The sequence below is a fragment of the Arthrobacter sp. K410C genome, from assembly GCF_059090105.1.
Map to the genome: position 1 here is coordinate 1 of NZ_JBNHFJ010000021.1, position 24304 is coordinate 24304.

27 protein-coding genes and 1 riboswitch are annotated in these 24304 nt (G+C 68.3%); of the genes, 15 read left to right on the forward strand and 12 right to left on the reverse strand.

Annotation, left to right across the window (positions count from 1 at the left end; genetic code table 11):
* Positions 1–334: alcohol dehydrogenase catalytic domain-containing protein (locus AC5RU7_RS18945; RefSeq protein WP_494053541.1), on the reverse strand; the 334-nt coding region annotated here is incomplete at its 3' end.
* 241 nt (positions 335–575) lie between these two features.
* Between AC5RU7_RS18945 and AC5RU7_RS18950 the strand changes: the two genes are divergently transcribed.
* The 3 genes from AC5RU7_RS18950 to purM are packed head-to-tail and all read left to right on the forward strand — an operon-like array spanning position 576 to position 3762.
* Positions 576–890 (forward strand): hypothetical protein, encoded by a 315-nt coding sequence (locus tag AC5RU7_RS18950; RefSeq protein ID WP_494009683.1) that lies wholly within the window; start codon positions 576–578, stop codon positions 888–890.
* A gap of 47 nt (positions 891–937) precedes the next feature.
* Complete coding sequence (gene purF, locus AC5RU7_RS18955) at positions 938–2605, forward strand: amidophosphoribosyltransferase (RefSeq protein ID WP_494009684.1); 1668 nt, start codon at positions 938–940, stop codon at positions 2603–2605.
* Positions 2605–3762, forward strand: coding sequence for a phosphoribosylformylglycinamidine cyclo-ligase (gene purM / locus AC5RU7_RS18960; RefSeq protein ID WP_494053542.1), 1158 nt, complete (start codon positions 2605–2607; stop codon positions 3760–3762). The genes purF and purM overlap by 1 nt, the downstream gene beginning before the upstream one ends.
* Here the strand turns inward: purM and AC5RU7_RS18965 are convergent.
* Together AC5RU7_RS18965 and AC5RU7_RS18970 are read right to left on the reverse strand one after the other, a co-directional pair.
* Entirely contained in the window at positions 3746–4579 is an 834-nt protein-coding gene (locus AC5RU7_RS18965) for a VOC family protein (RefSeq protein WP_494053543.1), read from the reverse strand. The genes purM and AC5RU7_RS18965 overlap by 17 nt on opposite strands.
* Before the next feature lie 220 nt (positions 4580–4799).
* Entirely contained in the window at positions 4800–5033 is a 234-nt protein-coding gene (locus AC5RU7_RS18970; protein WP_494009688.1) for a DUF3073 domain-containing protein, read from the reverse strand.
* Between the two features lie 276 nt (positions 5034–5309).
* Here AC5RU7_RS18970 and AC5RU7_RS18975 point away from each other — a divergent pair, with 276 nt between their 5' ends.
* Positions 5310–6014, forward strand: a complete 705-nt coding sequence (locus AC5RU7_RS18975; protein ID WP_494053544.1) for a septum formation family protein — start codon at positions 5310–5312, stop codon at positions 6012–6014.
* Positions 6015–6080: 66 nt separating this feature from the next.
* On the opposite strand, the gene clpB is transcribed toward AC5RU7_RS18975, so the two are convergent.
* Positions 6081–8723 (reverse strand): ATP-dependent chaperone ClpB, encoded by a 2643-nt coding sequence (gene clpB, locus AC5RU7_RS18980; protein WP_494053545.1) that lies wholly within the window; start codon positions 8721–8723, stop codon positions 6081–6083.
* A gap of 154 nt (positions 8724–8877) precedes the next feature.
* Here clpB and AC5RU7_RS18985 point away from each other — a divergent pair, with 154 nt between their 5' ends.
* On the forward strand, positions 8878–9261 hold the full coding sequence (locus tag AC5RU7_RS18985; protein ID WP_494053546.1) for a hypothetical protein: 384 nt from the start codon (positions 8878–8880) through the stop codon (positions 9259–9261).
* Positions 9262–9343: 82 nt separating this feature from the next.
* On the opposite strand, the gene AC5RU7_RS18990 is transcribed toward AC5RU7_RS18985, so the two are convergent.
* Genes AC5RU7_RS18990 through AC5RU7_RS19005 form a run of 4 tightly spaced genes read right to left on the reverse strand, consistent with a single transcriptional unit; the run spans position 9344 to position 12436 of the window.
* A complete protein-coding gene (locus tag AC5RU7_RS18990; RefSeq protein WP_494053547.1) occupies positions 9344–10402 on the reverse strand; it encodes a sulfate/molybdate ABC transporter ATP-binding protein in 1059 nt (352 codons plus the stop codon).
* Positions 10399–11247 carry an ABC transporter permease gene (locus AC5RU7_RS18995; protein ID WP_494053548.1) on the reverse strand — a complete coding sequence of 283 codons (849 nt, stop codon included), beginning with the start codon at positions 11245–11247 and terminating at the stop codon, positions 10399–10401. The genes AC5RU7_RS18990 and AC5RU7_RS18995 overlap by 4 nt, the downstream gene beginning before the upstream one ends.
* Positions 11244–12008 (reverse strand): molybdate ABC transporter substrate-binding protein, encoded by a 765-nt coding sequence (modA, locus tag AC5RU7_RS19000; RefSeq protein ID WP_494053549.1) that lies wholly within the window; start codon positions 12006–12008, stop codon positions 11244–11246. The genes AC5RU7_RS18995 and modA overlap by 4 nt, the downstream gene beginning before the upstream one ends.
* Before the next feature lie 17 nt (positions 12009–12025).
* Entirely contained in the window at positions 12026–12436 is a 411-nt protein-coding gene (locus AC5RU7_RS19005) for a TOBE domain-containing protein (protein WP_494053550.1), read from the reverse strand.
* Between the two features lie 118 nt (positions 12437–12554).
* Between AC5RU7_RS19005 and AC5RU7_RS19010 the strand changes: the two genes are divergently transcribed.
* Together AC5RU7_RS19010 and AC5RU7_RS19015 are read left to right on the forward strand one after the other, a co-directional pair.
* Positions 12555–13424 (forward strand): DUF4031 domain-containing protein, encoded by an 870-nt coding sequence (locus AC5RU7_RS19010; protein ID WP_494053551.1) that lies wholly within the window; start codon positions 12555–12557, stop codon positions 13422–13424.
* Entirely contained in the window at positions 13421–14248 is an 828-nt protein-coding gene (locus AC5RU7_RS19015) for a 2-phosphosulfolactate phosphatase (protein ID WP_494053552.1), read from the forward strand. Before AC5RU7_RS19010 ends, AC5RU7_RS19015 begins: the two co-directional genes overlap by 4 nt.
* Here the strand turns inward: AC5RU7_RS19015 and AC5RU7_RS19020 are convergent.
* Both AC5RU7_RS19020 and AC5RU7_RS19025 read right to left on the reverse strand, forming a co-directional pair.
* Positions 14239–14640, reverse strand: a complete 402-nt coding sequence (locus AC5RU7_RS19020; RefSeq protein WP_494053553.1) for a YccF domain-containing protein — start codon at positions 14638–14640, stop codon at positions 14239–14241. The genes AC5RU7_RS19015 and AC5RU7_RS19020 overlap by 10 nt on opposite strands.
* Positions 14641–14742: 102 nt before the next feature.
* Positions 14743–15354, reverse strand: a complete 612-nt coding sequence (locus tag AC5RU7_RS19025; protein ID WP_494053554.1) for a phosphoribosylanthranilate isomerase — start codon at positions 15352–15354, stop codon at positions 14743–14745.
* A 108-nt stretch (positions 15355–15462) separates the two neighbouring features.
* Here AC5RU7_RS19025 and AC5RU7_RS19030 point away from each other — a divergent pair, with 108 nt between their 5' ends.
* From AC5RU7_RS19030 to AC5RU7_RS19060, 7 genes are all read left to right on the forward strand, one after another.
* A complete protein-coding gene (locus AC5RU7_RS19030; RefSeq protein WP_494053555.1) occupies positions 15463–16044 on the forward strand; it encodes a HutD/Ves family protein in 582 nt (193 codons plus the stop codon).
* A 99-nt stretch (positions 16045–16143) separates the two neighbouring features.
* The gene (locus tag AC5RU7_RS19035) at positions 16144–16674 is read left to right on the forward strand and encodes a ferritin (RefSeq protein WP_494053556.1); all 531 of its coding nucleotides are present in this window, start codon (positions 16144–16146) and stop codon (positions 16672–16674) included.
* A 71-nt stretch (positions 16675–16745) separates the two neighbouring features.
* A riboswitch (guanidine-III (ykkC-III) riboswitch) is annotated at positions 16746–16811 on the forward strand.
* Between the two features lie 9 nt (positions 16812–16820).
* Positions 16821–17144, forward strand: coding sequence for a DMT family transporter (locus AC5RU7_RS19040; protein ID WP_494053557.1), 324 nt, complete (start codon positions 16821–16823; stop codon positions 17142–17144).
* Positions 17144–17533 carry a DMT family transporter gene (locus tag AC5RU7_RS19045; RefSeq protein ID WP_494053587.1) on the forward strand — a complete coding sequence of 130 codons (390 nt, stop codon included), beginning with the start codon at positions 17144–17146 and terminating at the stop codon, positions 17531–17533. The genes AC5RU7_RS19040 and AC5RU7_RS19045 overlap by 1 nt, the downstream gene beginning before the upstream one ends.
* Positions 17534–17562: 29 nt before the next feature.
* Positions 17563–18189: a nucleoside/nucleotide kinase family protein gene (locus AC5RU7_RS19050; RefSeq protein WP_494053558.1), complete on the forward strand. Its 627-nt coding sequence runs from the start codon at positions 17563–17565 to the stop codon at positions 18187–18189.
* 30 nt (positions 18190–18219) lie between these two features.
* Complete coding sequence (locus AC5RU7_RS19055; RefSeq protein ID WP_494053559.1) at positions 18220–19212, forward strand: aldo/keto reductase; 993 nt, start codon at positions 18220–18222, stop codon at positions 19210–19212.
* Between the two features lie 30 nt (positions 19213–19242).
* Positions 19243–19893: an MBL fold metallo-hydrolase gene (locus AC5RU7_RS19060; RefSeq protein ID WP_494053560.1), complete on the forward strand. Its 651-nt coding sequence runs from the start codon at positions 19243–19245 to the stop codon at positions 19891–19893.
* Here AC5RU7_RS19060 and AC5RU7_RS19065 read toward each other — a convergent pair whose 3' ends face one another.
* Complete coding sequence (locus AC5RU7_RS19065; RefSeq protein WP_494053561.1) at positions 19894–21780, reverse strand: DEAD/DEAH box helicase; 1887 nt, start codon at positions 21778–21780, stop codon at positions 19894–19896.
* Positions 21781–22096: 316 nt separating this feature from the next.
* Here AC5RU7_RS19065 and AC5RU7_RS19070 point away from each other — a divergent pair, with 316 nt between their 5' ends.
* A complete protein-coding gene (locus AC5RU7_RS19070; protein ID WP_494053562.1) occupies positions 22097–22846 on the forward strand; it encodes a class I SAM-dependent methyltransferase in 750 nt (249 codons plus the stop codon).
* Positions 22847–22914: 68 nt separating this feature from the next.
* On the opposite strand, the gene AC5RU7_RS19075 is transcribed toward AC5RU7_RS19070, so the two are convergent.
* Positions 22915–24300 (reverse strand): MFS transporter, encoded by a 1386-nt coding sequence (locus tag AC5RU7_RS19075; RefSeq protein WP_494053563.1) that lies wholly within the window; start codon positions 24298–24300, stop codon positions 22915–22917.
* Positions 24301–24304 lie beyond the last annotated feature (4 nt).

Here is a 24304-nt window from a genome sequence, read left to right on the forward strand (position 1 = left end):
TGTGCGTGTTGAAACAGTACTGCGGCTGGCCCTTGGCACACGCCCGGCACTGGCCGCAGACCGCGCGCCAGTTCAGGATCACCCGGTCACCCGGGGCTACGGACGTCACATCGGGGCCCACCGCGCTGACCACTCCGGTGGCCTCGTGGCCCAGCAGGTACGGGAAGTCGTTGCCGATGCCGCCCTGCTTGTAGTGCAGGTCCGTGTGGCAGACCCCGCAGGTCAGGATATCCACCAGCGCCTCCCCCGGCCCCGGATCCGGCACCAGGATGGTCTCCAGCGTTACCGGCGCGTCCTTCTCCCGGGCAATGACAGCTTGAACTTTATGGACCATTGTTCTCGTGTTCCTTTCCTGGATCCGGCCGGATCCGGTGAGTCGGCACCACGTGCCAATCTAGCTGACGCAAATGTGCCTGCAGAAGCCGTCCTCCCGGTTCGCCAGCCGCACGGTCAATTGCGCATTACGCAACCAATCGCACATAGCGCTACAGGAAAATATGACAGTGGCCACAGCCCCTGTCAATAGATATATCAGTGATGGGCGCATCAGCCGGCGCCGCAGTAGGCTGGATGGCATGTCTTCGAAAGAACCTCCCGCGGAACGGCGCCAGGTTACGGTGCGGCGGGCGCCCAAGTATGTGCCCTTCCTCATCCTGGGCGCACTGGTGGGCATTGCGGCCGCGGCAGTGGTGGCCTACGGGCTCCCGGGCAGCGCAAGCTTCGATTCCGGCGCGGTCTTTGGATTCTTCACGGTGATGTTCGCAGGGGGCGGAGCCATCCTGGGCGCGGTGGTGGCCCTGGTCCTAGACCGCCGGAGCGTCAAGCGCCAGCAGCGGGCTGTGGTGGAATCGGTCCCCGACTCCGAGCCGGACACCGATCCCCAGTCATAAAGGGAGCGCCGGAAAAGTCATACCTCATATCGTGAGATAATCGACCAGTGGCACGCGGCGATGGAAAACTTTCCCATGATCTTCTCCCTGGCGAAAAAGGCCCGCAGGACGCTTGTGGCGTCTTCGGGGTCTGGGCACCAGGTGAAGAAGTAGCAAAACTTACCTATTACGGACTGTACGCACTGCAGCACCGTGGCCAGGAGTCGGCTGGCATTGCAACCAGCGACGGCAAGCGGATCAACGTCTACAAGGACATGGGCCTCGTCTCCCAGGTCTTTGACGAGACCACGCTGAACACCCTGACAGGGCACCTTGCGGTGGGGCACTGCCGCTACTCCACCACTGGCGCAAGCCACTGGGCCAACGCCCAGCCCACCCTCGGCGCCACCAGCACCGGCACTGTGGCGCTGGCGCACAACGGCAACCTGACCAACACCGCCGAGCTGAACGCCATGATCCAGGAGCGCAACGGCGGCCAGCTCACCGGCGAGATGAAGCAGGGCAACACCTCGGATACCGCCCTGGTGACCGCCCTGCTGGAGGGCGAGCCCGGCAGGACGCTGGAGGAAACCGCCACGGACCTCCTCCCCAAGATCAAGGGCGGCTTCTGCTTCGTCTTCATGGATGAAGGCACGCTCTATGCAGCGCGGGACACCTTCGGCATCCGCCCCCTGGTCCTTGGCCGGCTGGAGCGCGGCTGGGTTGTGGCTTCCGAGCAGTCCGCCCTCGCCACCGTGGGCGCCAGCTACATCCGCGAGATCGAGCCCGGCGAATTCATCGCCATCGACGAGCAGGGCGTGCGGTCCAAGCGTTTTGCCGAGCCGACGCCGGCCGGCTGCGTTTTCGAGTACGTCTACCTTGCGCGTCCGGACGCCGCCATTGCCGGCCGGTCCGTGTATGAGTCCCGGGTGGAGATGGGCCGCCAGCTGGCCCGCGAAAACACGCATGCGGCTGACATCGTCATCCCCGTCCCGGAATCCGGCACCCCCGCGGCCGTGGGCTATGCCGAGGAATCCGGCATTCCGTTCGCCCATGGCTTCGTCAAGAACTCCTATGTGGGCCGTACCTTCATCCAGCCCTCGCAGACCCTGCGCCAGCTCGGCATCCGGCTCAAGCTCAACGCCCTCGAATCCGTCATCCGCGGCAAGCGCGTGGTGGTGGTTGACGACTCGATCGTACGCGGCAACACCCAGCGGGCCATCGTGCGGATGCTCCGCGAAGCCGGTGCCGCGGAAGTGCACGTCAAGATTTCGTCCCCACCCGTACAGTGGCCCTGCTTCTACGGCATCGACTTCGCTTCCCGCGCGGAACTCATCGCCAACGGCGCCACCATCGAGGAGATCTCCCAGGCCATCGGAGCCGACTCGCTGGCCTACATTTCCGAGGACGGCATGATCGGCGCCACCCGCCAACCCCGGGAACGCCTCTGCACAGCGTGCTTCACTGGCCAGTACCCCATCAAGCTTCCGGACGCGGACAAGCTCGGCAAGAACCTGCTCGAGCGCACGGATCTCGGCGGCCTGACGCCGTCGCCGTCGGCCCTCCCCGGTGAAACCGCAGCACTTGCCGTGGACTCCGAAGAGGATCCCGCCGAGAAGGCCGGTGCCACCGGCTGCGATCCGGGCCCCGACTCCGAGTTTGAGAACCTGCTGACCGACGCCGACCTCGTGCCAGATGTACACGCCGCCGCAGGCGCCGACAAGAAAGAGTCCTGATGACTTCCGCCAACACCGCCGCCGGCTCCGCCTCTGAGAAGGCAGGCATCACCTACGCCTCCGCTGGCGTCGACGTCGAAGCCGGGGACCTCGCCGTCGAACTCATGAAGGATGCCGTCAAGGCGACCCACAACTCCTCGGTGATCGGCGGGGTGGGCGGTTTCGCCGGCCTCTACGACGTGTCCCGGCTGCTGACCTACAGGAAGCCGCTGCTGGCAACCTCCACCGACGGCGTGGGCACCAAGGTTGCCATCGCCCAGGCCATGGACATCCACGACACCATCGGTTTCGACCTGGTGGGCATGGTGGTGGACGACATCGTGGTGGTGGGCGCAGAGCCGCTTTACATGACTGACTACATTGCCTGCGGCAAGGTGGTGCCGGAGCGCATCGCCGGCATCGTCCGCGGCATCGCGGCCGCGTGTTCCGTGGCCGGGACCGCCCTGGTGGGCGGCGAAACCGCCGAGCACCCCGGCCTGCTGGGTGAGCACGATTACGACGTCGCCGGCGCCGCCACCGGCGTGGTGGAAGCCGATGCCCTGCTGGGCCCGGACCGCGTCCGCGCGGGCGACGTCGTGATCGGCATGGCCTCCTCCGGCCTGCACTCCAACGGCTACTCCCTGGTCCGCCGCGTCATCAACCACGCAGGCTGGGCCCTGGACCGCCAGGTCTCCGAACTGGGCCGCACCCTGGGTGAAGAACTCCTGGAACCCACCCGGGTCTACGCCGCCGACTGCCTGGACCTTGCCCGCGCCTTCCCGGTCACGGGCGCGGCGGCCGTGCACGGCTTCAGCCACGTCACCGGCGGCGGGCTGGCCGCCAACCTCGCCCGCGTCCTGCCGCAGGGCCTGGTGGCTACGGTGGACCGCGCCACCTGGGAACTGCCCGCCATCTTCAAGCTGGTGTCCGAGCTGGGGAACGTCCCGCTGGCGGACCTGGAGCGCACCCTCAACCTGGGCGTCGGCATGGTTGCCATCGTGTCGCCGGAGGCAGCGGACGCCGCCGTCGCCCGCCTGAACGGACGGGGCCTGCCATCCTGGATCATGGGCACGGTGACCGAGGATTCGGACTCCATCCTCAAGTCCGGCCCGGACTACGTCCAGGGCGCCAAGGGCGTGGACGGCGGCGCGGTCCGCCTGGTCAACGCCTACGCCTGACATCCAAACAGGGCTTCCCACTGCGGTGGGAAGCCCTCTTTGTATAACCGGAAACCTGGACCAGGCTCAGGACGCCGCCCTGGGGATCGCGAATGGTGGCCGGCCCCTCCGCGGGATCGTCCGCCGGCTCCACCAGGACCTGGCCGCCTGCATCCAGCGCAGCATCGACGGCCGCCCGAAGGTCCGCTACTGCAAAGTAGATGTGCCATTCTGCCGCCGCTCCTTGCCCGGCAGGGAGGACGCCGGCCACTTCCCTGCCCCCGGCCATCAGGGCGCTGTAGCTCGCGCCGTCGTCCTGCGGGTACTCGGTGACCTCATGCCCGAAAAGTTCCTGGAAGAAGCCGACGGCGGCCTGCGGCTCGGGCGTTGACAGTTCAGCCCAGGCCAGGGCACCGGGCTCGTTGGACAGGCTGCTTCCGCGGTGGGTTCCGGCCTGCCAGATGCCCGTGGTTCCGCCGCCGGGCGGCGCCAGGAAGGCGAGGACGCCGGTATCGCCCACGTCCTCGGGTCCGAACTCCACCGCCCCGCCGGCGTGCACCGCATCCTGCAGCAGGGAGGCGGCATCAGAGGCTGCGAAGTACACGTTCCACCGGGCGGGATCGCCGGCGGCCTGCTGCAGGGGATTCTGCGGAGCAATGACGGAGACTAGGTCCCCGCCCGCGAACGCCTGCGAGTAGCTGCGGCCATCCGGGGTGGGAAAGTCCCTGTACGTCCAGCCGAACACCCGGCTGTAGAAATCTTTGGCTGCTGCAACATCAGCTGTCTGAAGGTCGGCCCAGCACGGCTCGCCGTGCGGGTACCGGTCTACTGCTGGCATGGCGTCAACGCTACACGGGGGAACCAGCAAAAGCCCGCTGCCTGCACTCTAAGAGTGCTGGCAGCGGGCTTCCGAACTGATGTCGGGACCTGCATCCGCACGGATGAGAGTACCGAAAAAGAAGCGCTTCACCGGTGGGCACGGCAGGATAAGGTGCTGTTTCCGTTAGTGCTGCGGCATCACAGGGCTGCCCTCTTGAAGTCCTGGCAGCTTGCGACAACTAGCCGATGCGACGGGTGTCTACCTCGTCGTCGTCTTCTTCCAAATCATCCGCGTACTTATCCACATACGCCGAATAGTCCGGCTCAACCGGCTCATTCGCGTAATGGCTCGTGGCACGACTTGCCGGGCCCGTCAGCTCACGCTGAAGTGCCGAGTAGTCAGTGTTCGGGGAGTAGTACTTGATATCCCGAGCCTGCTTAGTAGCTTTTGCCTTTTGACGGCCGCGCCCCATGGCGTGACCCCCTTTTGTACTTGGACCGGAGGTGGTCACCTTTGGCGATGGTGAGGCCCCGGAATGTTTGGTCAATTTGTCGTACACCTAGATTACATGCTTTCGGCGGCCCCTGCTTGCCAGACAGGGCCCCCTACCGTCGCCCGCGCTTCCATTCCCCCGCCCGGCCCGCGAGTTTCCAGCTTTTTTCTTCGGTAGAGTCGCTTAAACAACTGCCGAAAACTGGATGGCTGACCGGCTGCCCACCCCGGACAGACTGCAGGAGGATGCACCCACGTGAACAACCAGGACGTCCCGCCGAAGCCCGCCTCGCCGCCCACAGCCGGGCTCCCCAAGGTTCCCGCCCAGAGCACTGCACCCCCCTCCAACCCGCCGTCCGCCCCGCCGCCGGCATCCGTCGCTTGGTCCCAGTCCCAGCCCGAGCCTGAACCGCAGCCGTCTCCCAAGATGTCGCCGGCAAGGCAGCGGACGCTGTGGAAGGTGCTGTTCGCCGTCGTACTCCTGGCGGTGGTCGGTGGCCTGGTGTGGCTCGCCATGTGGCTGAACTCGGGGGCAGGGTCGGAAGAGGCCGGGGGCAATTCCGGCGTCCTCGAGACAAGCGTCACACCGCGGGCAACTCCGCTGCCACTGCCGCGTGAGGGCGTGCAGCCTGGCGAGTATGCGCTGGGCGACTGCTTTGCCGACTTCGACCCCGAAGCCCTGGCTTCCAAGGTGGTGCCCTGCGATGCTGCCCATTCCGCCCAGCTGGTGGCTGTCTTCCGCTACCCGGATTCCGAGGACTATCCCGGGGCCGAAACACTTAAGGCCAAGGCGCTGGAAGCGTGCCAGGCGGCGAAGCTGGGTCCTGCGGCCAATGAATACCAGCTCAACTTCCAGCGCAGCTTCCCGAGCAATTCCAGCTGGGATTCCGGGGACCGGAGGGTGGACTGCTACGTGACCGCTCCCGGCGGCAACGTCATTAACGCAAGCGTGCTGCCCTAGCGGAAACCCCGCCAGGGCAGCACGCCTGCTTATGCCGGGCCCGGCTTAGCCAGGCCTGGGGAGCCGTTAGCCCTTCCGCCGCACGGACAGGCCCGAAGTCAGGGCACCGGTCAGCGTGTCGACGTCATCGGTGGAGGGTTCTACGGCGTCGGCCGCGGTATCCACCAGCACCGTGTCGCCGTCGCTGATGTCGCCGGCCAGGATGGCCTTGGCCAGCCGGTCGCCGATCTCGCGCTGCACCAGCCGGCGGAGCGGACGGGCACCGTAGGCGGGGTCGAAACCGGAGATAGCGAGCCACTCCTTGGCGGCGTCGGTGACGTCCAGGCTCAGCCTGCGTTCGTGCAGGCGGCGCCCCAGTTCGGCAACGTGCAGGTCCACGATCCGCGAGAGTTCCTCCACGCTGAGCGCGTCGAACAGCACCACCTCGTCCAGCCGGTTCAGGAACTCCGGCTTGAAGGACGCATTGACCGTGGCCATGACGGCGTTCCGCTTGGCTTCGGCATCCAGGGACTGGTCCACCAGGAACTGGCTGCCCAGGTTGGAGGTCAGCACCAGGATGACGTTGCGGAAGTCCACCGTGCGGCCCTGCCCGTCGGTGAGCCGGCCGTCGTCGAGCACCTGCAGGAGGATGTCGAAGACTTCGGGGTGGGCCTTCTCCACCTCGTCCAGCAGCACCACCGAGTACGGCCGGCGGCGCACTGCCTCGGTCAGCTGGCCGCCCTCCTCGTAGCCAACGTAGCCCGGGGGTGCACCCACAAGCCGTGCCACGGAGTGCTTCTCGCCGTACTCGGACATGTCGATGCGCACCATGGCGCGTTCGTCGTCGAACAGGAAGTCCGCCAGGGCCTTGGCCAGCTCGGTCTTGCCCACGCCGGTGGGACCGAGGAAGAGGAACGAGCCGGTGGGCCGGTTGGGGTCGCTGATGCCGGCCCGGGCACGCCGGACGGCGTCGGATACGGCCCCAACGGCCTTGGATTGGCCGATCAGCCGCCTGCCAAGCTCTTCCTCCATGTGCAGCAGCTTCTGGCTTTCACCCTGCAGCATGCGGCCGGCCGGGATGCCGGTCCAGGCGGAAATCACCTCGGCGATGTCCTCGGCCGTCACTTCCTCGGCCACCATCTGTGCGGACTTGTCCGTGACGGCAGCTTCGGCTTCCGCGGCGGCGTTCAGCTCGCGCTCCAAGGCTGGGATTTCGCCGTACTGAATGCGCGACGTCGTCTCCAGGTCACCTTCGCGGTAGGCCTTGTCAGCCGCACTGCGCAGTTCGTCCAGCTTCGCCTTAAGGTCACCCACCCGGTTAAGTCCTGCCTTTTCCGCTTCCCAGCGGGCGTTCAGGGCGGCGAGCTCCTCTTCCCTGTCCGCCTTGTCCGCACGGAGCGCCGCAAGGCGTTCCACGGAGGCAGCATCGGTTTCCCCTTCCAGGGCCAGCTCCTCCATGGTGAGCCGGTCAACCTGGCGCCGGAGCTGGTCGATCTCCTCCGGGGCGGAGTCAATTTCCATGCGCAGCCGGGACGCGGCCTCGTCCACCAGGTCAATGGCCTTGTCCGGCAGCTGGCGTCCCGAGATGTAGCGGTTGGACAGCGTGGCTGCGGCCACCAGGGCGGAGTCCGCGATGGAGACCTTGTGGTGCGCCTCATAGCGCTCCTTCAGGCCCCGGAGGATGCCGATGGTGTCCTCCACACTTGGCTCGCCAACATAGACCTGCTGGAACCGGCGTTCGAGCGCGGCATCCTTCTCGATGTTCTCGCGGTACTCATCCAGGGTGGTGGCACCGATCAGCCGCAGCTCGCCGCGGGCCAGCATGGGCTTGAGCATGTTGCCCGCGTCCATGGAGGAATCACCGGTGGCACCGGCCCCCACAACGGTGTGGATCTCGTCGATGAAGGTGACGATCTGGCCCTCGGAGCCCTTGATCTCCTCGAGGACCGCCTTCAGCCGCTCTTCGAATTCGCCGCGGTATTTCGCACCGGCAACCATGGAGCCAAGGTCCAGCGAGATCAGCGTCTTGCCGCGCAGGCTTTCCGGGACGTCGCCCGCCACCATCCGCTGCGCCAGCCCTTCCACGACGGCGGTCTTGCCCACCCCGGGTTCACCGATCAGCACCGGGTTGTTCTTGGTCCGGCGGCTCAGGACCTGGACCACGCGCCGGATTTCGGAGTCGCGGCCGATCACCGGGTCCAGCTTGCCGGCACGGGCCATGGCCGTGAGGTCCGCGCCGTACTTCTCGAGTGCCTGGAAGGTGTTTTCCGGGTCCGGGCTGTCCACCTTGCGGTCGCCTCGGACACCCGGCAGGGCGGCGAGCAGCGCCTCACGGGAGGCACCGGCGTCGCGCAGCACCCGGGCTGCTGCATCGTTTCCGCCCGCAAGGCCCAGGAGGAGGACCTCGGTGGAGACGAAGGTGTCCCCCAGCCGGTCGGCTTCCTCCTTGGCGTTCTGGATGGCCTGCAGGGCAGGGCGGGAGAGCTGCGCCTGCTGGCTGGAACCGCCGGAGGTGGCGGGCAGCGCCTTAATGGCGCTGCTGGCCTGGACGCTGACCGCGTCCGGGTCAGCACCGGTGGCGTGCAGCAACGCAACGGCAACACCTTCGCGCTGGTCCATCAGCGCCTTGAGCAGGTGCGCGGGCTCCACCTGCGGGTTGCCTGCCGTGGAGGCGTTCATGGCCGCAGCCGAAAGAGCCTCCTGGCTCTTGGTAGTGAATTTGACGTCCAAAGAGAGCTCCTTTCAGGGGCGGTTTTCAAGTTGAGTGTACTACGCTCAACTTTGCTTTAGGACAGTTTATTTCCTGTTGCGGCCACCAGTTTTCCCGCAGCGCAATTCGGTTCCGCTGTTCCCTTGGGAAGCAGGTGCCCCTAGGATCGGGCGTGTGACCGGGGAGGACGGTTCCGCCGGCGCACTCGAGACGGGACAGGACATGAAGAAGTTTGTTGTTCTCTATATCGCCCCGCAGTCGGCCCAGGCCCAGATGGCCGAAAGCACGCCCGAAGCTGCACAGGAAGGCATGAAGGCTTGGATGGAGTGGGCCGGGCGCGCGGGCGACGGCATCGTGGACATGGGCAATCCGCTCGGCACCGGCAAGGAAATCACCGCCACAGGTTCCTCCGAAGCCACCACCGGGGTGGCGGGCTACGGCATCCTGCAGGCCGAGGAGCTCGCCGGCGCCGAGGCACTGCTGGACGGCCACCCGCACCTCATGATGCCGGGGGCCAGCATCCAGGTGTACGAGTCCCTGGACCTGCCGGGCATGTAACCCGGCCCGGCTCCCTCTCCAGAGTTTTTGTCCAGATAGGGCGGCTTTGAGCCATTGGAAGTCGCCATATCTGGACAAAATCTCAGGCCTCGTAGACGGACACCTCGGCTGCCTTAACCACGAAGTGCACCGTCATGCCGGGAACCAGCCCCAGGTCCGCCGAGGCAGCGGGCGTGATGTCCGCCGCCATTCCGCCGGCCCGGACCCTGACCTGGTCGCCATGGGGCTCCAGGTCAGTGATGGCGACGGCAAAGGAGTTGCGGGGGCTGCCGTGCGTGTCCGCCACGAACACCGACACGGCCGACGGCGGAAACACAGCCACGCCGGGCCGGCCGGATCCCCGCGCCTGGCTGCCATCCTCCAAGTGCCCGTAAACCTCCCGGCCCTGGCTGGTCCTGACCCCATTGTCCGTCAGCGTGCCCGGCACGAAGTTCAGCCCGGCCAGGCCGGCGGCGAAGGAGCTCCTGGGCCGTTCGAGCACCTGCCGCGTGGGGCCTTCCTCCACGATGCGGCCGCCTTCCAGGATGGCCACCCGGTCCGCGAGCATCAACGCGTCCAGGACATCGTGCGTGACGATGATGGCCTGCCGGCCGGCAAGGACCCGTTTCAGCATGCGGCGCAGCATCGGGGCGGAGTGGATGTCCAGCGCGGCCAGCGGTTCGTCCAGCAGGAGGAGGGCGGGTTCGGCGGCGAGAGCGCGTGCCACGGCAACCCGCTGCGCCTGCCCGCCGGAGAGCTGGGCCGGACGCCGCCCCGCCAAATCCGCTGCTTCCACTTCCGCCAGCCAGCGCCTGGCCTCGCCCTCGGCCGCCCGCCGGGCTACTCCCGCACTCCGCGGCCCGAATGCGACGTTTTCCAGGGCATTGAGGTGCGGAAACAGCAGGGCTTCCTGCGCGAGCAGCGCGGCGCCCCGGCCGTGCGGCGGGGTCCACCGGTGCGTGGTGCCGTCCAAGTGGAAGAGTGCGCGGCCGTCGAGGTGTGCACGGCCGGTGTCCGGCTTGAGCAGGCCGGCGATGCTGGACAGCAGGGTGGACTTGCCGGCCCCGTTCGGGCCCATCACCGCCAGCGTTTCGCCCGGCGCCACGTCCAGGGCGACGTCGAAGCCCCGCTCAGCCACGGCTGCATGGAAGGAGAACGTCACCGAAGGGCCCCTCCTGCCGGGGCGGCCGCCGTCGTCCGTTCACCCGGGACCTGCCGGGCACCGCCGCGGGGACTGCGGTGGGCGAGTGCCACCACGGCGACAGCCACGGCTACGAGGACCAGGGACAGCGCGACGGCGGCGTCCGGATCCGTCTCCCGCTGCAGGTAGATTTCCAGCGGCAAGGTCCGGGTGACCCCCTGCAGGCTGCCGGCGAAGGTGAGGGTCGCCCCGAACTCGCCGAGGCTGCGGGCGAAGGACAGTACCGCGCCGGACGCCAGGCCTGGCAGCATCAGCGGCAGCGTGACCCGGCGGAAGACGACGCCGGGCGGCGCGCCGAGCGTGGCCGCCACCGCCTCGTACTTCTGGCCGCCGGTCCGCAGCGCCCCTTCCAGGCTGACCACCAGGAACGGCAGCGCCACGAAGGTCTGGGCCAGGACCACCGCCGTGGTGGAGAAGGCGATCTGCAGTCCCAGTACTTCCAAGGTCCCGCCCAGCAGGCCCTGCCGGCCGAACGTGTACAGCAGTGCGATGCCGCCGACGACGGGCGGCAGCACCAGCGGCAGCAGCACCAGCGAGCGCAGCAGGCCCAGCAGCGGAAAGCGTCCACGGGCCAGCACGAGGGCCAGCGGGACACCAAGCACAATGCACAGCACCGTGCTGGCGGCGGAGGTGCGAAGGCTCAGCCCCAACGCGGTCACGGCGGATTCCGACGTGACCAGCGCAAGGAAATTCCCCCAGTTGACCCGGCTGACGATGGCCAGCAGGGGAAGGACAATGATCAGGGCTGCCAGGGCTGCAAGGACGTAGAGCCAGCGGGGCACCCCCGTGTAGGCCGTCCCCTTCACCGGGTGCCGGCCCCGAAGCCGGCCCGTTCCAGGACCTGCCGGCCTTCAGGGCCGGCCACCAGGTCCACGAACGCGCGGGCGGCTGCGGTGTTCCCGCCGCCTGCCACTGCGGCGACCGGATAGCTGTTGACCGCCCCGGCCGCTTCGGGGAACGGAACGCTTTCCACCTTGTCCCCCGCGGAGCGGATGTCCGTGACGTAGACCAGGCCGGCGTCCGCCTCACCGGACACCACCTTGCCCAGCACGTCGGTGACCGAATTTTCCTCGCTGACGGGGTCCAGGTCCGTCCCCTGCTGTTCCGCCACCGCGGCGGCCGCTGCACCGCACGGCACCTGCACGGCGCAGGTGACGAGGCGTGTGCCTGGCCTGGAAAGGTCGGCAAAGGAACGGACGCCGGCCGGGTTGCCTGGCGGGACGGCAATGCCAAGGGTGTTGGTGGCGAAGATCCGGGGTTCAGCCTCAAGCAGTCCGGCGGCCCGCAGTTTTTCCATGTTCCTGGTGTCCGCCGAGGCGAAGACGTCCGCGGGGGCGCCCTGGCTGATCTGGGTGGCCAGGTCCGAGGAGCCGGCGAAACTCAGGGTGACATCGGTTCCGGGGTGCCGCGCCTCAAACTTCTCTGCCAGCTCGGTGAAGCTGGATTTCAGTGAAGCGGCAGCAAAGATCGTCAGGGTCCCTTCCGCTCCGCCGGCGGAACTGTTGGAAGCGGCGGTGCCCCCACCGCAGCCGGCGAGCCCGGCTGCCAGGACAAGTGCCACCAGCACGGCACACGCCTTCCGCCTCACAGCGCGCCCTTTCCCTGCGGGGTTTCGATGATCACGGTGGTGGCCTTCACCACGGCAGTGGCAACGGATCCCGGCTCCAGCCCCAGCTCAGCAACGGCCTCGCTGCTCATCAGGGACACCACCCGGAACGGGCCGCACTGCAGCTCCACCTGGGCCATGACCTTGTCCGCCTTGATGTCCGTCACCAGGCCGATGAACCTGTTCCGGGCCGAGCTGCCTGTCCGGTGCGGATCGTCCGGCAGCTGCGCCAGCTTCCGGGCATGCCGGGCGAGTTCCAGCCCGTCAACGGCGAGCCGGCCCGCGTCATCCCGCAGCGGGGTGAGGGAACCGTTGTCCGCCCAGCGGCGGACAGTATCGTCACTGACGCCGAGGAAGCGCGCAGCCTCGGAAACGCGGATAGTGGTCATTCGCCCACTATAAAGCGCATTTGCGGAACGGATCCTGCCTTTCTTCCGCTTTTCCGAATGTGACTGCTCCCCACGGATAGTCAACGGCCGCCCCGCCCGGCACTACTAGACTTCCTCCATGGCCATCTATATCGACCCGCCGCTATGGCCTGCACACGGCACGCACTTCTCCCACCTGGTCTCGGACACCTCGCTGGCTGAACTCCACGCCTTCGCCGGGGCGGCAGGAATCCCTGAGCGGGCATTCGATGGCGACCATTACGACGTTCCCGAACGCCGGTTCGATGAACTGGTGGCGGCCGGCGCCCTGCCCGTCGAGGGCCGGATGCTGGTCCGCAAGCTGATCTCCAGTGGCCTGCGGATCCCCGCCCGGCAGCGGAACAAGTCGCTCAAGATGCCGCTGCAGCTCCGCTGGGATGCCGTCATGCCCGGCCATGACGCGCTGTTCCTTGACCTGCTGGACCGCTGGAGCGAACCGCACCGCCACTACCACGGCTGCACCCACCTGCTCTCGGTGCTCGAATCCCTGGACCTGCTCACCGAACCGGCCGACCCGCCCCGCACCGTCCTCCTGGCCGCCTGGTTCCACGACGCCGTGTACCAGGGGATTCCCCTGCAGGATGAGGAGGAATCCGCCCGGCTCGCGGAGGACCGCCTTCGCGACGCGGGCCTGCCGCCCGACGAGGTGGCACAGGTGGCGCGCCTGGTCCGGCTCACTGGCGATCACCGCCCCGAAGCAGGGGACGACGACGGCGCCCTCCTCTGTGACGCCGACCTGTCAGTCCTCGGCCGGGACCCGGACGAATACGCCCGCTACTTGGCAGCCGTCCGGAAGGACTACGCCCACGTGGGCGACGCCGACTTCGCGGCGGGGCGGGCCGCCGTCGTACGTCGCCTGCTGGAACTGGACCCGCTCTTCCACACCGGCCGGGCGAAGGAGCTGTGGCTGGATGCCGCGCAGCGGAACCTGAAAGGTGAACTGGCATGAACGCCCCGTCCTCGAAGACCCTGCACGTGCATTCCGCAAACGCAGCGCACCGGCAGCTTCCCTACACGGTACGGCTGGAGTGGGGCCTGGACGGCGCCAGGACCGTGGTGCCCGGGGCGGACCTTGCCGTGGTGGTGGACGTCCTGTCCTTCGGCACTTGCGTCAGCGTCGCCCTGGATCGGGGCGGTGAGGTGTTTCCGTACCCCTGGAAGGACACCAGCGCCGAGGATTTCGCGGCCCGCCATCAGGCCCGGCTGGCGGGACCCCGCGACGGCGGCGGGCTCAGCCTGTCCCCCGCCACCCTCCGTGCGGCGGACCGCCTGGGGCGCGTGGTCCTGCCCTCCCCCAATGGATCCGCGCTGTGCCATGCGCTGGCCGGCGAGGTTCCGCTGGTGGCCGCGGTGTGCCTACGGAATGCGGCGGCGACCGCCGACTGGGTGGCGGCGAACCTTCCGGAGGACGCGGTGATTGCCGTGGTGGCCGCCGGTGAGCGCTGGCCGGACGGATCCCTCCGCCCCGCCGTCGAGGACCAGATCGGGGCGGGCGCCTTCATCGCGGGGCTGGCGGCCTCCGGTAAGGGCGGTTACGAGGCGGCGGAGGGCCGGGAGGGCAGGCACGGCTACGCGCCCGAAGCAGAACTGGCAATGGCCGTCTTTGAGGCCGCGGAGCCGGACCTCCGTGACATGCTGCACGGCTGTTCCAGCGGTCGTGAACTGGCCGGCGCGGGCTGCGGCAGGGACGTGGATATCGCCGCCGAACTGGACGACAGCGACGCCGTCGCCATCCTGGTGGACGGTATGTTCCGGAGCAGCGTTTACCGGTAGGCCGGCACGAACGGCGCGTTGGTGGGCACGATCTGCTTGCCCAGCGGCATTAGGGACACAGGGATGAGCTTCAGGTTGGCAATTGCCAGCGGGATACCGATGATGGTGACCGCCATCGCAAAGGCCGTGACCACATGGCCGATGGCGATCCAGATGCCCGCAACCAGCAGCCAGATCACATTGCCCAGCATCGGGAAGATGCCCGTTCCGCCCGGCTTGTCCACCACGGTGCGGCCGAACGGCCACAGCGTGTAGGCGGCAATCCGGAAGGAGGCGATGCCCCACGGGATGGTGATGATCAGCAGGCAGCAGATCACGCCGGCCACAAAATATCCCAGGGCGAGCCAGAGGCCGCCGAAAACCAGCCAGATGATGTTGAGCAGCGTCTTCATTCACCCATTGTCCCCCGGCCGGTACCTCACCATGGTGGGGGACGCCCCTGACCGGACCCTGAAATCACCGGTCCCGGAAGCGCCCCTGGCCCGGCCCGGGCGTCAGACCGTGGCGTCCGACTTCGCGGCGTGTACGAAGGCGCGGATCTTGGCCAGGTCCTTCACCCCGCGGGATGCCTCCACACCGGAGGACACGTCCACGCCCCACGCGTGGGCGGCGGCGGAAGCCTGCGCCACGTTGGCCGGGTTCAGCCCGCCGGCGAGCAGCCACCTGCGTTCCTGCAGCTCAGGCACCTCGGTCATCGCTGCGTAGTCCCAGGTTTCACCTGAGCCGGGCACGGCGGCGTCGATCAGGAGCAGGTCCTCGCCCCAGTCTTCAATCTCCTGCCGCGTGGCATCCATGGTGACGGCCCTGATGACCTTCATGCCGGCGTCGTGCACGGTGGCGATGTCCTCCCGCGTGCGGGCTCCGTGCAGCTGGACCCATTCCAGCCCCGCGGCCCGGGCAATGGCGACGGCGTCGGCAACCGGCTCGTGGCGGAACACGCCGATGGGGGTGACCCGGTCCGGTACATCGGCCAGAAGGGAGGACACCTGGCCCGGCGAGACAACCCGCGGACTGGCGGTAAGGACGAAACCTACGGCGTCCGCTCCGGAATCAACCGCCTCGCGGACCGATTCAGGGGTACTGAGACCACACACTTTGACGAACATTCCCGGGCTCCTTCAGGCTGTTTTCGTGATGACCCCCCGCAGGAGAGTAGCAGGGAAGGCCGGGACGCGCGACGGCGGGCAGCCCAGCCGGGGAACTAGGCTGGGCTGATGCAGATCATCCGCTTCGCAGACCTCAAAGCCGAACCGTGGCGTAACGGCGGCGGCGTGACCCGCCAGCTGGCCAGCCGGCCCTCGGCCGCCGGTGATGACGGCCAGGGCGGAGGCTGGGACTGGCGGGTGAGCATCGCCGACGTCACCAGGGCCGGCGACTTCTCCCCCTTCCCGGGGATGGAGCGGCTCCTGACCGTGATCGAGGGGGACCTGCTGCTGCTGACCGTTGGAGGCGCCGAGCATCCGGTGGAAAAGTACCGGCCCTTCCGGTTTGACGGCGGGGCCGCCACGTCGGGTGCCCTGCCCACCGGTGACATCCGGAACCTCAATGTCATCACGCGGTCCGGGGCGTACAAGGCCTACACGTCCATCATCGAGCTCTCGAAGAAGCGGTCCAAGCCCCTGTGGGACGGGCAGGTGGGCGTGCTGCTCCAGGGCCAGGCCACCGTGGCCGATGCAACCCATGAACCGGCAGCCCTGGACCGGTACGACGCCGTGGTGGGGTCGGACAGCAGCACCCCGGAGGTCCTGGGCCGGGGCTTCCTGGCCGTGGTGTCCATCGACCCCGTCGAGGACTGATCCGAGCCGCTGCAGAGCCGCCGGATAGGCCAGCCTCGCCTTGGGAAGACCAGCCTTTCCACACTGGTTACCGTTGGCCGCCGTCCCTAGACTCAGGCTATGACCAGAACAACATTCAACGCGCTCCTGTCCACCCAGATCGCCAACGAGTTCACTGCATCGCAGCAGTACATTGCCGTGGCCACCTGGTTCGCCAACCAGGACCTTCCCCAGCTGGCCAAATACTTCTACCGCCAGTCCGTGGAGGAACGGAACCACGCCATGATGATGGTGCAGTACATGCTGGACCGCGACATCCCCTTCACCATCCCGGGCGTCCCGGCCGTCCGCAACGACTTCTCCAAAGTCACCGAGCCGCTGGCCCTGGCCCTGCACCAGGAGAAGGAAGTCACCCGCAACATCGAAGACCTGTTCCGGGCTGCCCGCAGCGAGAACGACGCCCTGGGCGAGCAGTTCATGCTGTGGTTCCTCAAGGAGCAGGTGGAGGAGGTGGCGTCCATGACCACGCTGCTGAACATCGCGGAGCGGGCGGACAACCTCTTCGACATCGAGAACTTCATTGCCCGCGAGACCATTGGCGACGGCGGCCGCGACTCCGCCGCTCCCGAGGCTGCCGGCGGCGCCCTCTAGGGCCAGCACGCGGCTGGTGAGGTTGGCCACCAGACGTGGCCAGCCGCCGTCGTGCGTTGCTAGGCTGGAAACCAAGGCTCCGCACCCGAGCCTCCGGACGACGGTTCAGTACCCGGCACGCGACAAGACTGGCCAAAGGATCTGTCATGTCGTGGTTAATCCTTCTTCTCTCCGGCGCCCTGGAGGCCGTCTGGGCGGCCGCCCTGCACCGCACCTTCCAGGCCACCGGCCGCCGCCGGATTGCTCCTGCACTCCTGTTCGTGGTCTCCGTCGCGGCCAGCACCGGCGGCCTGGCCATAGCTATGCAGACCATCCCCACCGGCACCGCCTACGCCGTCTGGGTGGGAGTGGGCGTGGTGCTCACCTCCGCCTACGCGATCATCACCAAGGTGGAACGCCCGACGGCGGCGCGGCTGCTCCTGCTCGCCGGCATCGCCGCGTGCGTGGTTGGCCTGAAGGTGGTGGCGTGATGTTGAAGCGTTCCATTCCCTGGCTGGTGCTCCTGGCGTCCGCCGTCCTCGAAGCTGTCTGGGCAACGGCCTTGGGCCTCTCAGACGGGTTCAGCAAACCCCTGCCGACGCTGGTCTTCATCGTCACCGCCGTGCTGAGCATGCTCGGCCTGGGCCTCGCCATCCGCAGCATTCCGTTGGGCACCGCCTATGCCATCTGGGTGGGTATTGGTGCCGCGCTGACGGTGGGCTGGGCGATGGCTACTGGCGTAGAGCCATTCAGCCTGCTGAAGCTGCTGTTCATCGCGGGAATCGTGGCGTGTGCAGCCGGGTTGAAGCTGCTCCCCGCCCGGAAGCAGGAGCCAGCCGCCGAGCCGGCCGCGGAACCTGCCGGGCCGGCCCGCCGCTGATGCAAGCAGGGGCGGTCTAGGCTTTTGCCATGGACTCCCCCGAAGTCAGCCAGGCCCTGGATGCCCTGCGGCGCCGCCTGGTCCCCGGAACGCGCACTATCTTGGGCATCACCGGCGCGCCTGGATCGGGCAAATCCACCTTCGCCGCCTGGATCCAGCAACAGCTCGAAGAGGGGACGGCGGTGGTGGTCCCCATGGACGGCTTCCACCTGGGCAACGCCATCATCGACGGGACGCCCCTGCAGCAGCGGAAGGGCGCCATCGAAACGTTCGACGCCGGCGGGTACCTTGCGCTGCTCCGGCGCCTGGCGCGCCGGGACGAGCCTGTGGTGTACGCCCCGGAGTTCCGGCGCACCCTGGACGAACCGGTGGCCGCCTCCATCGCCGTGCCCGCGGAAGTGCCCCTGGTCATCACGGAGGGGAACTACCTGCTCGCCGAACAGGAGCCGTGGAAAGAGGTCCGGGCACAGCTGGACGAGGTCTGGTTCGTAGACACGCCGCAGGAACTGCGGCTGCGCCGACTGGTGGCACGGCATGTCTCGTTCGGGATGGACCAGGCCGCCGCGGAGGCGTGGGCCGCGGGACCGGACGAAAACAACGCCCGGCTGATCCAGGCCACCAGGCCCGCCGCGGACCGCATCATCCCCTGGAACTGAACCATGCGCACACCACCAAGGAGGCCCCAGATGGCACCAGCAGTACAGCTCGGCGACGGATTGTCCGTCAGTCCCCTTGGCTTCGGCGGCATGGCCCTGACCCCCGTCTACGGTGACGTGGACCCGGCGGATGCGCTGCATACCCTGCACCATGCCGTGGACGCCGGTGTCAGCTTCATGGACACCGCCGACGTCTACGGCGCGGGCAGCAATGAGGAACTTATTGGCCGGCTGCTGCGGGAGCGGCGCGGCGAGGTCCAACTGGCCACCAAGTTCGGGCTGGTGGGGAGTCCTGCCGGCGGTTACACGGATATCCGGAACGATGCTGCCTACATCCGCCAGGCCGTGGACCGGAGCCTGCAGCGGCTGGGCACCGACGTGATCGACCTTTACTACATGCACCGCCGTAACCTCCACGTTCCGATTGTGGAAACCGTGGAAGCCATGGCGGAGCTTGTAGAGCAGGGCAAGATCCGGCACCTGGGCCTGTCTGAAGTGACGGCGCAGGAGCTGGAGGAGGCCTCCGCTGTCCACCCCATTGCGGCGGTCCAGAGTGAGTGGTCTATCTGGAGCCGCGACGTGGAACGCAACGTTGTTCCTGCCGCCGCCGCGCTGGGGGTAGGGTTCGTGCCGTACTCACCGCTGGGCCGGGGATTCCTCACCGGCACGGTGGACGCCGCCAGCCTGGCGGACAACGACTTCCGCCGCAACATCCCCAGGTTTGCCCCGGACGCCGCGGCCGCGAACCAGGCAGTGGTGGCCGCCGTCCGGGCGGTGGCCGATGAGTTGGGTGCAACGCCCGCCCAAGTGGCCCTGGCCTGGCTGCTGGCGCAGGGCAGGCGGCTGGGCCTTCCCGTTGTCCCCATCCCGGGCACCCGCAAGCGTGACCGGATCGATGAGAACCCGGGCGCCCTCGCCCTGGATCTTAGCCCCGCCCAACTGGACGCGCTGGACCAGGCCTCGGACGCCGTCGTCGGCTCCCGCTCAGCGGATCCCACCTGGGTGTCGCAGGGCCGGGAATAGCCCGTCCCGCGGGTCCATAGACTGAAGCCCATGGACTCACTTCTTCACGACCTGCCGGCCCTGACCATCCGCCGCATCGCCGTCAGCGAAATGGACAACAACGTGTACCTGCTGACCGCCAAGACGAGCGGTGAACAGGTGCTGATCGACGCGGCCGACGATGCGCCCGCCATCCGGCAGCTGCTGGCAGACGGGGCAGCGGACACCTCCGCCGCAGTAAGCCTCGCGCTGATCGCCACCACCCACCAGCACTGGGACCACGTGCGGGCGCTCCAGGAACTGGTTAAGGAGACCGGCGCGCCCACCGCCGCAGGAGCGGACGACGCCGAGGCGCTGCCTGTTCCGGTGGACCGTCGCCTTGGGCACGGAGACACGGTTGGCGTGGACGGGTTCGAGCTCACGGCTGTCCATTTACGCGGACACACCCCGGGCTCGATCGCCTTTGTGTACCAGGACCCGGAAGGCCCGGTCCACATCTTCTCCGGCGACTCGCTCTTTCCCGGCGGCGTGGGCAACACCCAGAAGGATCCCGAACGGTTCAACCAGCTGCTGTCCGACGTGACGGAGCGGCTGTTCGGCGCCTACCCGGATGCCGCCGTCGTGCATCCCGGCCACGGCAAGCCGACGACGCTCGGCGCCGAGCGGCCACACCTGGAGGAGTGGCGCGCCCGGGGCTGGTAACTACCGTCCGCGGCGTTCGTTCGACGCCGGAGCCGAAGCACGGCGGGGACCGCTGCGGGCGGGGCGGCCCGAGCCGCCGTTGCCGGCGTAGGAGCCGCCGGACGTTCCGCCGGTGTTGGAGGACCAGACGGCCTTGCTGCCGCCCGTGTTGGACGCACCCGCGCCGGAGCGCTGTCCGCCCGAGCGGCCGGCACCTGCAGAGGCACGCTGGCCGGTAGCCGGGCGTCCGGAGCGCTGCCCGCCGGAAGCGGGACGTCCCGTTCCTCCGCGGGGAGCGTCGCTGCGGGTGATGCGTGAATCCGTGCGGCCTTCCGAGCTGCGTCCGTCGGAACCCCGGCCCGCTGCTGCGCGGCCGCCAGCGGCGGGAACGTCGTTGCGGTGGGTGCTGCCGGTAGTGCCGCGGCCGCGGGCGTTGCGGCGTGCAGCCGCAGCGGCAATGGCGCGGTCCTCGTTCTGCTCACGGACGAAGTCGGCAGCGGCGCGCGCCTCGGTGCGGCCTTCGAAGGTCGCGGCGCGGCGCTCTGCGCGGGGAACGTCGGTGCGGGCAGGCTCAGCAGCGACCTTGCCGCGGCCGCCACGTCCGCCGCGGCCTCCCGCGGTGGGGGCAGCCTGGCGGCGGGCCCGCTTGCGCTCGGCGTTGGCTCCGGTGGAGGTGCCGCCGCCCTGTTTCTGGGCCTTGGCTGCCAGCAGTGCGGCGCGGGTGCGGGGATCAACCTTGTCCGCCATCTCGCCCACCAGCTCGGCGACGAGGGGCGAGCTGGCTGTGACGCGTTCGAAGTTCACGTCCACGCCGGCGGCCTTCATCAGCTTCTTGACGTCGGTCTGCTGTTCCGGGAGGGTCAGCGTGACCACGGTGCCGTCGGAGCCGGCGCGGGCGGTGCGGCCGGAGCGGTGGAGGTAGGCCTTGTGCTCGGTGGGCGGATCAACGTGGATCACCAGTTCGACGTCGTCCACGTGCACGCCGCGGGCAGCGACGTCGGTGGCCACCAGCACGCGCACCTCGCCGGAGGAGAACTCGGCCAGGTTGCGGTCCCGGGCGTTCTGCGACAGGTTGCCGTGCAGGTCCACGGCGGGGATGCCGGCGTCGGTCAGGGTCTTGGCAAGCTTGCGGGCGTGGTGCTTGGTCCGCAAGAAGAGGACGCGGCGGCCGGCGCCGGACGCGAGCTCCACGATCAGCTGCTTCTTGACGGTCTGGTCGTTGACCACCAGCACGTGGTGCTCCATGGTGGTCACCGCGGCCTGCGGATCATCCACGGAGTGGGTCAGCGGGTTGGACAGGTAGCGCTGGACGATCTTGTCCACGCCATTGTCCAGGGTGGCGGAGAAGAGCAGGCGCTGGCCCTGGCTGGGGGTCATGTCCATCAGCTTCTTGACCACGGGCAGGAAGCCGAGGTCGGCCATGTGGTCGGCCTCGTCCAGGACGGTGATCCCCACTGCTTCGAGCGTGAGGATGCGCTGGCGGATCAGGTCCTCCAGGCGGCCGGGGCAGGCGATGACGATATCGACGCCGGCGCGCAGCGCCTTCTCCTGGCGGGCCTGCGAGATGCCACCGTAGATCACGGTGGTGTTCAGGCCGGCGGCCTTGGCCAGCGGCTCGATGGTGGCATTGATCTGGGTTGCCAGTTCACGCGTGGGCGCCAGGACCAGGCCCATGGGGCGGCCGGGCTTGCGGAAGTACGGCGCTTCGCGTTCTGCCAGGCGGGCCACCAGCGGAATGGCGAAGGCAATGGTTTTACCGGAACCGGTGCGGCCGCGACCCAGGACGTCGCGTCCGGCCAGCGTGTCCGGCAGGGTCTTCACCTGGATGGGGAACGGGGATTCGATTCCCTGCGCCGCAAGGGTATCGGCAAGGGCTTTGGGCGTGCCGAGGGCAGCAAAAGTAGTCAAAGTCAAAGGTCTTTCAGGCGGTATCCGTGCGGATATCGGCCCCCGGCGCCGGTTGGCCCAAGGGTTTCGCCGAAGAAAATTCAGGTGGTCACACCAGCCTGCTGCCGCTTATGCAAAGCGACGGCCGGGACCAAATGGAACGCGTTCATCGACGCAGGATGTGCCTCTCACATGAAAAAAGCCCAGTCCCTAAATGGAGGAAACCCGGGCATCACTGCACATCAAGTTTCACCAGTCTAGCATCCCGCGCGGGTCCGCCCCGCCCCGCCGGCCCCGGGGCGTTGCCTCAGCAGGCGGGGCAGGGCAGTGTTGAGGCATGAGCGAACAGGCGGCACACCACCACGACAGGCACCACGGCGACGCCTCCCCGGGCGGCGGTACCGGTGGCCTCGGCAGCGGGATCCGCGGCGACGACGCCGCCTCGATCTGGGACGAGCGCTACCGCACCAAACCCCAGATGTGGAGCGGCAAACCCAACCCGCAGCTGGTGCGGGAAGCCGGGGGATTGAGGCCGGGCAAGGCGCTGGACCTTGGCTGCGGCGAGGGCGCCGACGCCATCTGGCTCGCGCAGCAGGGCTGGACGGTGACCGCCGTCGACGTGTCCGCCGTCGCGCTGGAACGCGCGCAGTCGCACGAGAAAGCTGCGCTGGCAAGGGAAAGCGTCCACGCGGCCGATGGTGCCATTGCCAGCCGGATCACCTGGCAGCAGGCCGATCTGGAACAGTGGCAGCCCGAGGGGACCTTCGACCTGGTGACCTCGCAGTTCCTCCACTCCCAGGAACTGGCCTGGCAGGGGCCGCTGCGGACGGCCGCTGCGGCTGTGAAACCGGGCGGGACGCTGCTGGTGGTGGGGCATCACCCGGACCGGCTTCCACCATGGGGCGCCAACCACCACAACCACCGGGACATGTTCTACACCGGGGATGAACTGGTTCACGAACTGGGGCTGGACGGTCCCGGGTGGCAGCTTGAAGTCCTCACCAGCCGGGAACGCCCGGTGACCGGACCGGAAGGCGAGCACGCCACCATCGCGGACGTCGTCCTGCGGGCGACCCGCCTCCCCTGACACTGGAAGAGTTTTTGTCCAGATATGGCGACTTCAGCGGCCTGCAAGTCGCCATTTCTGGACAAATCTCAAGGGGTTTTGGTGGTGACCCGCGGCGCAACCAGTGCCGCGGCTGCGGCGATCACGGCGGCAAGGGCGAAGACTCCAGAGAAGGACGCCGCCGTCGTCGTATATGCCGCGAAGACGATGCCCGTGGTAGCCAGCGCCAACGCCCCGCCCAGCGAGTCTGCGATGGACATGGCGGAGCTGTTGAAGCCCTCGTTGTCTTTGGTGGACAGGGCCAGGGTCATGACGCTGAGCCGGGGATAGAGCAGGCCCATCCCGCCGCCGGCAAAGATCCAGCCACCGATGGCGACCGCGGCCGGCCAGTGCAGCGCGGTGGTGGCCAGGGCGAGCAGCACCGCGCCCAGGACCATCAGCGCCCCGGCCGTGACGGCGGCGCGGTGGGACAGCCTTGTGCCCAGCCGGCCCTGCACGGCCGCTGCCCCGGCCCAGGCAAGCGCTCCGCCGGTGAGCGTGAGCCCGGCGAAGGTGGGTGAAAATTCGTACTGCTCGATCAGCAGATACGGCAGGTAGACCTCGGCGCCGAAGAACGCGGCCGAGGCGAGTCCGCGGGCAAGGATGACGCTGGGCAGGCCGCGCCGGAACAGGAGCGTGCCGCGCGGAACCAGCGGGCGGACCGCCAGCAGGGCAAGGACGACGGCGGCAACGGCCAGGAGCGCCGCGGCTGCGGAAAGCCCGGGGATCCGGACCTCCGTGGACAGGTTCAGCGCCAGCACCGCCAGCGCGGCGAGCGCCGCCCACGCCAACCGGCCCACCGCCCACGGAACCTTGGCGGCTTCTGCGTTCTGCGGGGCCATTCCCCGCAGAACGGGCGCGATCATCAGCAGCGCCGGAATGACCAGGCCCACCACGCCGAGGAACACCCAGTGCCAGCTGAAGACCTGTGCCACGATCCCGGCGGCAAACGGGCCCACGAGGGACGGGATCACCCACGCCGCGGAGAACGCCGCGAAGATCTTCGGGTGCAGCACACCGGGATAGATCCGGGCCACGAGCACGTACAGGGCGACGGTGAGGGCGCCGCCGCCCAGGCCCTGGACCAGCCTGCCGGAAACGAGCATGGACATGGTGGCGGAGGTCCCCGCTATCAGCAGGCCCAGGACAAATAGTCCCACGGAGGCGTAAAGGGGTGCGGTGGGGCCGCGCCTGTCCGACCAGTTGCCGGCGGCCACCATGCCGATTACGCCCGTGGCCAGCGGACCGGCGAAGGCCAGGGCGTAGAGGCCGGCCCCGTCCAGCTCGCGGCTGACCAGGGGCATGATGGTGGTCACCGCGAGCGATTCGAACGCGGCGAGGAACACCAGTGCACACGTGCCGATGGTGACCCAGAGGTAGGGCCGCTGCAGGATCCCGGCGGCGGGATGGGTGGCTGGAAGGGTGGGTTCGGGCACGGCC

Coding starts and splice junctions, on each gene's coding strand:
- AC5RU7_RS18950 (WP_494009683.1), top strand. CDS start 576: ATGTCTTCGAAAGAACCTCCCGCGGAACGGCGCCAGGTTACGGTGCGG.
- purM (WP_494053542.1), top strand. CDS start 2,605: ATGACTTCCGCCAACACCGCCGCCGGCTCCGCCTCTGAGAAGGCAGGC.
- AC5RU7_RS18965 (WP_494053543.1), bottom strand. CDS start 4,579: ATGCCAGCAGTAGACCGGTACCCGCACGGCGAGCCGTGCTGGGCCGAC.
- AC5RU7_RS18970 (WP_494009688.1), bottom strand. CDS start 5,033: ATGGGGCGCGGCCGTCAAAAGGCAAAAGCTACTAAGCAGGCTCGGGAT.
- AC5RU7_RS19005 (WP_494053550.1), bottom strand. CDS start 12,436: ATGACCACTATCCGCGTTTCCGAGGCTGCGCGCTTCCTCGGCGTCAGT.
- AC5RU7_RS19010 (WP_494053551.1), top strand. CDS start 12,555: ATGGCCATCTATATCGACCCGCCGCTATGGCCTGCACACGGCACGCAC.
- AC5RU7_RS19015 (WP_494053552.1), top strand. CDS start 13,421: ATGAACGCCCCGTCCTCGAAGACCCTGCACGTGCATTCCGCAAACGCA.
- AC5RU7_RS19020 (WP_494053553.1), bottom strand. CDS start 14,640: ATGAAGACGCTGCTCAACATCATCTGGCTGGTTTTCGGCGGCCTCTGG.
- AC5RU7_RS19025 (WP_494053554.1), bottom strand. CDS start 15,354: ATGTTCGTCAAAGTGTGTGGTCTCAGTACCCCTGAATCGGTCCGCGAG.
- AC5RU7_RS19030 (WP_494053555.1), top strand. CDS start 15,463: ATGCAGATCATCCGCTTCGCAGACCTCAAAGCCGAACCGTGGCGTAAC.
- AC5RU7_RS19035 (WP_494053556.1), top strand. CDS start 16,144: ATGACCAGAACAACATTCAACGCGCTCCTGTCCACCCAGATCGCCAAC.
- AC5RU7_RS19040 (WP_494053557.1), top strand. CDS start 16,821: ATGTCGTGGTTAATCCTTCTTCTCTCCGGCGCCCTGGAGGCCGTCTGG.
- AC5RU7_RS19045 (WP_494053587.1), top strand. CDS start 17,144: ATGTTGAAGCGTTCCATTCCCTGGCTGGTGCTCCTGGCGTCCGCCGTC.
- AC5RU7_RS19050 (WP_494053558.1), top strand. CDS start 17,563: ATGGACTCCCCCGAAGTCAGCCAGGCCCTGGATGCCCTGCGGCGCCGC.
- AC5RU7_RS19055 (WP_494053559.1), top strand. CDS start 18,220: ATGGCACCAGCAGTACAGCTCGGCGACGGATTGTCCGTCAGTCCCCTT.
- AC5RU7_RS19060 (WP_494053560.1), top strand. CDS start 19,243: ATGGACTCACTTCTTCACGACCTGCCGGCCCTGACCATCCGCCGCATC.
- AC5RU7_RS19070 (WP_494053562.1), top strand. CDS start 22,097: ATGAGCGAACAGGCGGCACACCACCACGACAGGCACCACGGCGACGCC.